This window comes from uncultured Dietzia sp. (genome assembly GCF_937873725.1).
Lineage (GTDB): Bacteria > Actinomycetota > Actinomycetes > Mycobacteriales > Mycobacteriaceae > Dietzia.
In genome coordinates this window covers 1-8,270 of record NZ_CALMYY010000022.1, presented here as the reverse complement: position 1 = coordinate 8,270, position 8,270 = coordinate 1, and the positions used below count along the sequence as shown (strand labels likewise).

The window sequence follows — 8,270 nt, the reverse complement described above, 5'->3', positions numbered from 1 at the left end:
CCCCCTCCCGCGCGTCACCTGTCTCGAATGTGTGTACGAGTCTACCGCCACCCCGACGGTAGCGCAAGAGTTCGAATAGCGCCCCCGCTTCCGCCGCCCTCCCCGCTAGACTCCCGGCATGGCAGAGCCCCCCGCGTCCCCCGTCGACCGAGCCTTCGACGTCCTTCGTGCGACCGCGGCCGGCACGGGGCTCACGCTGAGCGAGATCGCGCGCGAGACCGGCCTGGCCAAGTCCACGACGCTGCGCCTGCTCGGCGCGCTGGAACGCAACGACGCCGTCACGCGGATCGGCCAGCGCTACAGGCTCGGTCCGCTCGTCCACGAACTCGACCCGATCCCGACCTCTCCGGAGTACGAGCGGATCCGGAGAGTGCTCACGCCGTTCCTCGCGCACCTCTTCGAGGCCACGCGCGCGACGGTGCACCTGGCCACGCTGCACGGCGACGAGGTGGTGTACCTCAACAAGCTGCACGGGCCGCGCCCGATACCGTCACCGTCGCGGATCGGCGGCGGACTGCCGGCCTACTGCACGGGGGTGGGCAAGGCGATGCTCGCCTTTGACGACCAGGCCGCCGACCGCGTCGCGCGGGGCCCCCTGGTGGCGTGGACGGACACCACGCTCACCTCGGCCGACGCACTGGCCGTGGAGCTCGCCGAGATCCGGCGGCGGCGGCGCGCCCTGGACCGGGCCGAGCTCACGCCGGGGCTGTTCTGCGTGGCGGCGCCGGTGTTCGACGACGACGAGCAGGGCGCGGGCGGCACGCGGGCGGTCGCCGCGCTGTCCGCGAGCGCGGCGGAGGAGGGCGCGCTCGCCCGCCTGGAACCGCTGGTCACCCGGATCGCGGCGGCCGCCGGACGCGCGCTGGGCGGTGACCGCTAGGAGAACTCCATCGTCACGTCGCCCAGACCCGCGAACTCGGCCCGGAAGGTGTCCCCGGGCGCGGCATCCATGGCGCGGATCGCGGTGCCGGGCAGGATCACGTCGCCCTTCCGGAGCCGGACGCCGAACTTGGCGACCGTCGCCGCGAGCCAGCCGACGGAGTTGAGCGGGTTACCCAACACGGCGTCGGAGCGGCCCGAGGCCAGGAACTCGTCGTTCTTGTAAAGGGTCGCGTCGATCGCGGCGACGTCGATGTCCGCCAGCCGCACGCGGTTGCGACCCACGACGTAGCCGCACGACGACGCGTTGTCGGCGATTGTGTCGGGGAGCGTGATCTTCCAGTCCCTGATCCGCGAATCGATGAGCTCGATCGACGGCACCACCCACTCGATCGCGGCGGCCGCCTCCTCCTGCGAGCAGCCCTCAGGCGGGATGTCGGCGCCCAGGATGAAGCCCACCTCCACCTCGACCCGCGGGAAGCAGAAGCGCGCGGCCTCGACCGGCGAGCCCTCCGGGTACTCCATGGTGTCGAGGAGGTGCCCGTAGTCGGGCTCGTCGACGCCCATCATCTCCTGCATCGCCTTGGAGGCCAGCCCCACCTTGTGGCCGGTCACCACGGCCCCGGCGTCGAGCTTGCGCCGGATGTTGACGAGCTGGATCTCAAAGGCGTCGTCCGGGGTCATCTCGGGGTGGTCGGCGGTCAGCGGCGCGATGGGCGCGACGTCCGCCTCGGCATCCCAGAGCCGCCGGGCGAGCGTGGCGCGGGTCTCATCGTTGAGCATGACGAGGATGCTACCTGGGCCGTCTGGCGTGACGACCCTCGGTTCTATAACGTGTTCTACATGGCAGACCAGGAATTCGACGTCGTCGTCGTCGGTAGCGGTGGAGCAGGCATGACGGCCGCCCTCGCAGCAGCGAAGAAGGGCCTCAGCGTGGTCCTCGTGGAGAAGGCCCCGCACTACGGCGGCTCCACCGCCCGGTCCGGCGGAGGCGTGTGGATCCCGGGCAACTCGGTGCTCCAGAGGGACGGGGTGCTCGACACCCCCGAGGCGGCCCGCACCTACCTCATGTCGATCATCGGGGACGTGGTCGCGCCCGAGCGGATCGACACCTATATCGACCGCGGGCCCGAGGTCCTCGACTTCATCCTGGCCAACACGCCCCTCAGGCTGGAGTGGGTCGTGGACTACTCCGACTACTACCCGGAGGCCCCCGGCGGCCGCCTCGGGGGACGCTCCGTCGAACCCAAGCCGTTCGACCTGCGCCAGCTCGGGTCCGAGGCCGAGAAGCTCGAGCCGCCGTACGCCAAGGCGCCGGTGAACATGGTGGTCATGCAGTCCGACTACCGCTGGCTCAACCTCCTCCAGCGTCCGCACACCAAGGGCGTCCGCAGGTCGATCCGGGTCGCCGCCCGCATGTTCCTCGCCAAGGCCCGCAAGCAGAACTCGGTGGGCATGGGCCGGGCGCTCATCGCCGCCATGCGCAAGGGACTGCTCGACGCCGGCGTGCCGGTCTGGCTCGAGACCCCCATGACCGGACTGGTCACGGAGGGCTCCGGCCGGGACGAGCGGGTGGTGGGCATCACCGTCACCCGGAACGGCGAGGAGATGACCCTCCGTGCCCGGCGCGGCGTGGTCATGGGATCCGGCGGGTTCGAGCACAACCAGGAGATGCGCGACAAGTACCAGCGTCAGCCCATCCCCACCTCGTGGACCGTGGGCGCCAAGGGCAACACCGGCGAGGGCATCGAGTACATGGAGAAGGCCGGGGCCGCCCTGTCCTTCATGGAGGACGCCTGGTGGGGTCCGACGATCCTCATGCCGCGCGGCCCCTGGTTCGCGCTGGCCGAGCGGTCGCTCCCCTGCTCCTTCATGGTCAACCAGAAGGGCGAGCGGTTCATGAACGAGTCGCTGCCCTACGTCGAGGCCGGCCACAGGATGTACGGCGGCGAGTTCGGGCAGGGCGAGGGCGAGGGCGAGAACGTGCCGGCCTGGATCGTGTTCGACCAGGAGTACAAGAACCGGTACCTCTTCGCAGGCCTGCAGGCCAAGCAGCCGCTGCCGCGCAAGTGGCTCGAGACCGAGAACTTCCACAAGGCGGACACCCTCGCCGAGCTCGCCGCGCTGATCGACGTGCCGGCCGAGGCGCTCGAGAAGACCGCCGCCCGCTTCAACGGCTTCGCCGCCACGGGCCGCGACGAGGATTTCAACCGCGGCGTCTCCGGCTACGACCACTACTACGGCGACCCCACCAACAAGCCCAACCCGAGCCTCGGCCCGGTCGCCAAGGCGCCGTTCTACGCAGTCAAGATGGTCCCGGGCGACCTCGGCACCAAGGGCGGCGCGAACACCGACGTCCACGGCCGCGTCCTCCGCGAGGACGGCTCCGTCATCGACGGCCTCTACGCCGCCGGCAACGCCTCCTCCCCGGTCATGGGTCACACCTACGCCGGGCCCGGCGCCACCATCGGCCCGGCCCTGGTCTTCGGCTACCTCGCCGTGGAGAACATGCTGGCCAACGACGCGACCACCCCGAAGTCAGGAGTCTGACGTGCCCATCGATCTGAGCAAGGCCCTCGGCGCGCAGCTGCCCCCGCAGGAGTTCTCCTGGTCCGCCTCCGACGTGGCGCTGTACGCGCTCGCCGTGGGTGCCGCGGGCGACCCGATGGACACGAAGGGTCTCGAGTACGTCCACGACGCCGCGCCCAAGGTGCTGCCGTCGTTCGCGACCGTCGCGGCCACGATGAACGTCACCGAGGCGCCGCGGGTGTCCTTCCCCGGCGTGGAGATCGACCTGGCCAAGGTGGTGCACGGCAGCCAGTCCGTGCGCCTGCACCGGCCGATCCCGGCCGACGGAACCGCGACGACGACGACGACGATCGCCGAGATCCAGGACAAGGGCTCCGCCGCGGTGATCATCCAGGAGTCCGAGACCGTGTCCGCCGACGGCGAGAAGCTGTGGACCTCCCGGTCCGGCATCTTCGCCCGCGACGAGGGCGGCTTCGGCGGCGAACGCGGCACCTCCGAGAAGGTCGAGTACCCCGAGCGGGAGCCCGACCACACCATCGAGGTCGCGTCCTTGCCGCAGCAGGCACTGCTCTACCGCCTGTGCGGTGACCGCAACCCGCTGCACTCCGATCCCGCGTTCGCCGAGGCCGCGGGCTTCCCGCGTCCGATCCTCCACGGGCTGTGCTCGTACGGGCTGGTGCTGCGTGCGGTGGTCGACACGGTGCTGGGCGGCGACGTCACCCGCGTCCACGGCTACGGCGTGACCTTCGGCGGGATCTTCTTCCCGGGCGAGACCATGCGGATCCGCGTGTGGGAGGACGACTCCCGGCTGCTCGTGGCGGCCACGGTCGCCGAGCGCGACGACGCGCCCGTGCTCAAGAACGTGGTGGTCTCGCTCGCCTGACGGGCACGCCCGGTGAGCGGGAAGTCGGCGATTCCCGCCCCCCCGGCGCGCCCCGCGCCGCACCATGGAGGAATGACCACCCCCACGCGTCCGCGTCTGACCCTCCTCGCCCTGGCCGCCTCCGCCGCACTCGCATTGACCGGCTGCAACCTCGTCGGCGGCGGTTCGGAGGAGGAGGGCGACCCGTCCACCGACTCGCCGGGCACGTCGCTCCAGCAGGACGAGGGGTCCGGGGACGAGGGGTCCGGGGACCAGGGCGACGACGGCGGCGATGAGGGCGACGAGGGCGGCGACGACAGCTGATCCGCCGCCCGGGTCAGCAGAGGTCGCGGAACTGCTCCACCAGCCGGATGCGGCCGTCGGCGTCGAGGGCCATCGGCGTCACGGTGAGCGTGGTGGCCCCGGCCTCGCGGAACGCCTCGACCCGCTCGGCCACGTAGGACGCGGGCCCGATGAGCGAGACCGAGCGGACCAGCTCGTCGGGTACGGCCGCGGCGGCCTCGTCCTTCTTCCCGTCCAGGTACAGGTCCTGGATGCGCGCGGCCTCGGCCTCGTAGCCGTACCGGCAGGCGAGCTCGTTGTAGAAGTTCTTGCCGCGCGCGCCCATGCCACCGATGTAGAGGGCCAGGTGCGGGCGGACGAAGTCCAGGTAGCCGGGGACCTCGTGCTCCTCGCAGATGGCCAGCGGCGGGCCCGCGTACACCTCGAGCTCCCCGAGCGACGGGTCCCGCTTGGCGCGGCCCTTGGCCAGCGCGTCGCCCCAGGCGAGGCCGGCCTTCTCCGGGTGGAAGAAGATCGGCTGCCAGCCGTCGGCGACCTCGGCCGCCAGCTCCACGTTCTTGGGCCCCAGCGCGGCCAGCACGATCGGGATGTTCTCCCGCACCGGCTGGTTGATGAGCTTGAGCGGCTTGCCCAGGCCCGTGCCCTGGTCCGCGGGCAGCGGGATCTGGTACTTGGCACCGTTGTGCACGACCTTCTCGCGGCGCCACACCTGACGGCAGATCTCGATGATCTCGCGGGTCCGGGCCAGCGGCGCGTCGTACTTCACGCCGTGGAAGCCCTCGACCACCTGCGGCCCGGAGGCCCCGAGGCCCAGGGTGAAGCGCCCGTCGGACACGTAGTCCAGGCCCGCCGCCGTCATGGCGGTGAGCGTGGGCGTGCGCGTGTAGATCTGCAGGATGCCGGAGGCCAGCTCCATGCGCGTGGTCTTGGCCGCGAGGAACCCGAGCTGGCTCACGGCGTCGAAGGAGTAGGCCTCGGGGACAAAGGCGATGTCCAGCCCCGCCCGCTCGAGGTCCGCGGCCTCCGCCGCCGTCTCGGCGAACCCGCCGCTGTAGTTCAGAGCCATTCCGATGCGCATGTGCGCGACACTACCGGGGGGCCGGCACCCGGATTCCGCGGGTCACCGCGTCGACCTCTCCCCCCACGCGGACAAACACGCCGACCCGCCGCCGCAGCAGGGTGTCGCCCCGCTCGTACCCCAGGAATCGGAACCCGGCGTCCGCGGCCACGGCCAGGACCGTGGGCTCGGGCAGGTCGACGTCCGAGGTGGGGACAGCGACGAGGTCGGCGGTCCCCAGCATCCGGGCCAGCCGCAGGCGGCGCACCCGGACGTCACCCCGGCGGCGCAGCGCCCGACGCGCCGCCACCGCCGCGAGCGCCACCGGCCACAGGGCCGCGGGCAGCAGCGCCACCAGCAGCAGCACCCAGCCGGGGCTCACCGGTCCGCCGCCCGGGTGAACCGCATCGGCTCCGTCCACGGCCCGACCCCGACCAGCGCCTCCACGCCCCCGACGGGCTCGAGGCCCCTGGCCCGGGCCGCGGCCAGGATCACCACCCGGGGAAGCCGGAACTCCCACGGGCGGATGACCAGCTCGTCGTCGTCGTATTCCTCCAACCGCGCCGCCAGCGCCCGGGCGCGGCGGCCGTGCCGGTCCTGGAACGCGAGGGCGAGGCCGCGCACCCGCGCGGCCGGGTCGAATTTCCCCATGCACCGGATGGTACGGGGCCGTAGGCTCGCGGCCATGGCCCCGACGTCGCGCCAGAAGTCCGAACCGCATCCCCCCGGCCCCCGGCCGGCCGAACCCGAGCTGACCGACGACGGCCACGTGGTGGAACCCAGCGCCGACAGCTACCGTCACGCGGCCGAGCTCGAGGTGGACCGCGAGTGGTACAAATCGGCCGTCTTCTACGAGGTCCTGGTCCGGGCGTTCAACGATTCCGACGGCAACGGGACCGGCGACCTGCGGGGACTCACCGAGAAGCTCGACTACCTCCAGTGGCTGGGCGTCGACTGCCTGTGGCTGCCCCCGTTCTACGATTCGCCGCTGCGCGACGGCGGCTACGACATCCGCGACTTCCGGGCGGTGCTGCCGGAGTTCGGCACCGTCGAGGACTTCGTGGAGTTCCTCGACCAGGCCCACCGGCGCGGGATCCGCGTCATCACCGACCTGGTCATGAACCACACCTCGGACACCCACGCGTGGTTCACCGAGTCCCGCTCCGACCCGGACGGCCCGTACGGCGACTTCTACGTGTGGTCCGACGACGACACCCGCTACCCCGGGGCCCGCATCATCTTTGTGGACACCGAGTCCTCCAACTGGACCTACGACCCGGGGCGCGGCCAGTTCTACTGGCACCGCTTCTTCTCCCACCAGCCCGACCTCAACTACGACAACCCCGAGGTCCAGGAGGCGATGATCGACGTCCTCCGGTTCTGGCTGGACCTGGGGATCGACGGCTTCCGCCTGGACGCCGTGCCGTATCTGTTCGAACGCGACGGCACCAACTGCGAGAACCTGCCCGAGACGCACGAGTTCCTGCGCAGGTGCCGCGCGGTGGTCGAGCAGGAGTACCCCGGGCGCGTGCTGCTGGCCGAGGCCAACCAGTGGCCCGAGGACGTGGTGGACTACTACGGCGAGCCCGAAGTGGGCGACGAGTGCCACATGGCGTTCCACTTCCCGCTGATGCCGCGGATCTTCATGGCCGTGCGACGGCAGTCCCGCTTCCCCGTCACCGAGATCCTGGCCCACACCCCCGCCATCCCGTCCTCGGCGCAGTGGGCGATCTTCCTGCGCAACCACGACGAGCTGACGCTCGAGATGGTGACCGACGAGGAACGCGACTACATGTACGCGGAGTACGCCAAGGATCCGCGGATGAAGGCCAACATCGGCATCCGCCGCCGCCTGGCCCCCCTGCTCGACGGCGACACCAACCAGTTGGAGCTGTTCACCGCGCTGCTGCTGAGCCTGCCGGGCTCGCCGATGCTGTACTACGGCGACGAGATCGGCATGGGCGACAACATCTGGCTGGGCGACCGCGACGGCGTCCGGACCCCCATGCAGTGGAGCCCCGACCGCAACGCCGGCTTCTCCCGCGCCGACCCGGGCCGCCTCTACCTCCCGGTGATCATGGACCCGCAGTACGGCTACCAGGCCGTCAACGTGGAGGCGCAGCTCAACTCCACCGCGAGCCTGCTCCACTGGACCCGGCGGATGATCCACGTCCGCAAGGACCATCCCGCGTTCGGCCGGGGCGAGTTCACCGACCTCGGCGGGTCCAACCCGTCGATCCTGGCCTTCCTCCGCACGCGCGGCGGCGACGTGATCCTCTGCGTCAACAACCTCTCCCGGTTCCCGCAGGCCGTGCGCCTGGACCTGGCGGAGCACGCCGGCCGTCGGCCCGTCGAGCTCACCGGCGGGGTGCCCTTCCCCGACATCGACGCGGACCCCTACCAGCTGACCCTGCCCGGGTATGGCTTCTACTGGCTCGAACTGCGCCCCCCCGACGAGGCCCCCGAATCACGGGCCTCCCCGCCCCCGACGATGCTGCCCCGACCCCCCTCCCCCCCGCCGGCCGCAACAATGGGGGGCGCCGGAGCGCCAACACCCCCCCCGCCCGCGTCCCCCTCTTCCCCGCCCGCCTCGCCGAAGCCCAGGCCCGCATCGACGCCCGCCACGCCGCCATCCCCTAC

The 8,270-nt window shown here is 71.5% G+C and carries 9 protein-coding genes; 5 read left to right on the top strand and 4 right to left on the bottom strand.

Going from position 1 to position 8,270, the window contains the following annotated elements; translation table 11 throughout:
• Positions 1-118 precede the first annotated feature (118 nt).
• Positions 119-880: an IclR family transcriptional regulator gene (locus tag Q0444_RS01475; RefSeq protein WP_291085962.1), complete on the top strand. Its 762-nt coding sequence runs from the start codon at positions 119-121 to the stop codon at positions 878-880.
• Here Q0444_RS01475 and Q0444_RS01470 read toward each other — a convergent pair.
• Positions 877-1,662, bottom strand: coding sequence for a 2-keto-4-pentenoate hydratase (locus tag Q0444_RS01470; protein ID WP_299020816.1), 786 nt, complete (start codon positions 1,660-1,662; stop codon positions 877-879). The genes Q0444_RS01475 and Q0444_RS01470 overlap by 4 nt on opposite strands.
• A 51-nt stretch (positions 1,663-1,713) precedes the next feature.
• On the opposite strand from Q0444_RS01470, the gene kstD reads away from it, so the two are divergent.
• The 3 genes from kstD (at position 1,714) to Q0444_RS01455 (ending at position 4,594) form a co-directional block, all read left to right on the top strand.
• Positions 1,714-3,429 (top strand): 3-oxosteroid 1-dehydrogenase, encoded by a 1,716-nt coding sequence (gene kstD, locus Q0444_RS01465; RefSeq protein ID WP_291085965.1) that lies wholly within the window; start codon positions 1,714-1,716, stop codon positions 3,427-3,429.
• Between the two features lies 1 nt (position 3,430).
• Positions 3,431-4,291, top strand: coding sequence for a MaoC/PaaZ C-terminal domain-containing protein (locus tag Q0444_RS01460; RefSeq protein WP_291085968.1), 861 nt, complete (start codon positions 3,431-3,433; stop codon positions 4,289-4,291).
• Positions 4,292-4,363: 72 nt separating this feature from the next.
• Positions 4,364-4,594, top strand: a complete 231-nt coding sequence (locus Q0444_RS01455; protein WP_291085971.1) for a hypothetical protein — start codon at positions 4,364-4,366, stop codon at positions 4,592-4,594.
• A 13-nt stretch (positions 4,595-4,607) separates the two neighbouring features.
• Here the strand turns inward: Q0444_RS01455 and Q0444_RS01450 are convergent, their stop codons facing one another.
• The 3 genes from Q0444_RS01450 to Q0444_RS01440 are packed head-to-tail and all read right to left on the bottom strand — an operon-like array spanning position 4,608 to position 6,281.
• Positions 4,608-5,651 carry an LLM class F420-dependent oxidoreductase gene (locus Q0444_RS01450; RefSeq protein WP_291085974.1) on the bottom strand — a complete coding sequence of 348 codons (1,044 nt, stop codon included), beginning with the start codon at positions 5,649-5,651 and terminating at the stop codon, positions 4,608-4,610.
• Positions 5,652-5,661: 10 nt separating this feature from the next.
• Positions 5,662-6,012: a hypothetical protein gene (locus Q0444_RS01445; protein WP_291085977.1), complete on the bottom strand. Its 351-nt coding sequence runs from the start codon at positions 6,010-6,012 to the stop codon at positions 5,662-5,664.
• On the bottom strand, positions 6,009-6,281 hold the full coding sequence (locus Q0444_RS01440) for a hypothetical protein (RefSeq protein ID WP_291085980.1): 273 nt from the start codon (positions 6,279-6,281) through the stop codon (positions 6,009-6,011). The genes Q0444_RS01445 and Q0444_RS01440 overlap by 4 nt, the downstream gene beginning before the upstream one ends.
• A gap of 34 nt (positions 6,282-6,315) precedes the next feature.
• On the opposite strand from Q0444_RS01440, the gene treS reads away from it, so the two are divergent.
• A partial coding sequence (treS, locus tag Q0444_RS01435; protein ID WP_299020812.1) for a maltose alpha-D-glucosyltransferase occupies positions 6,316-8,270 on the top strand: 1,955 nt, incomplete at its 3' end.

Excerpts from the sequence above, each read along its gene's own strand:
- Q0444_RS01475 (WP_291085962.1), top strand. The coding sequence starts at position 119 with ATGGCAGAGCCCCCCGCGTCCCCCGTCGACCGAGCCTTCGACGTCCTT.
- Q0444_RS01470 (WP_299020816.1), bottom strand. The coding sequence starts at position 1,662 with ATGCTCAACGATGAGACCCGCGCCACGCTCGCCCGGCGGCTCTGGGAT.
- Q0444_RS01455 (WP_291085971.1), top strand. The coding sequence starts at position 4,364 with ATGACCACCCCCACGCGTCCGCGTCTGACCCTCCTCGCCCTGGCCGCC.
- Q0444_RS01450 (WP_291085974.1), bottom strand. The coding sequence starts at position 5,651 with ATGCGCATCGGAATGGCTCTGAACTACAGCGGCGGGTTCGCCGAGACG.
- Q0444_RS01440 (WP_291085980.1), bottom strand. The coding sequence starts at position 6,281 with ATGGGGAAATTCGACCCGGCCGCGCGGGTGCGCGGCCTCGCCCTCGCG.